General features: G+C 66.3%; 1 protein-coding gene. It reads left to right on the forward strand.

Features of this window, described 5'->3' with window-relative positions; genetic code table 11:
- Positions 1–362, forward strand: a 362-nt coding sequence (locus AC1DYG_RS20875; RefSeq protein WP_477641732.1) for an integrase core domain-containing protein, incomplete at both ends; no start/stop codon positions are given.

Genomic DNA, 362 nt, shown 5'->3' on the forward strand with positions numbered 1-362 from the left:
CCCGGACGAAAAGGGCGCCACCTGTGCGGGTTTCCTGGTCCGCGCGATCGACTACTTCGCGGGCCACGGCATCACCAGGATCGAACGGCTGATGACGGACAACGCCTGGGCCTACCGGTGGTCGCTGCGGGCGGTCTGCGCTGAGCACGGCATACGGCAGAAGTTCATCAAACCGCACTGCCCGTGGCAGAACGGCAAGGTCGAACGATTGAACCGCACTCTGCAGACCGAGTGGGCGTACCGGCAGGTCTTCATCACCAACGCCGAGCGGACCGCCGCACTTGCGCCCTGGCTTGAGCACTACAACACTCGACGCCGCCACAGCGCACTCGGCGGACTCCCGCCGGTCAGCCGTCTGGCAC

The organism is Pedococcus sp. P1_H8 (assembly GCF_056405175.1).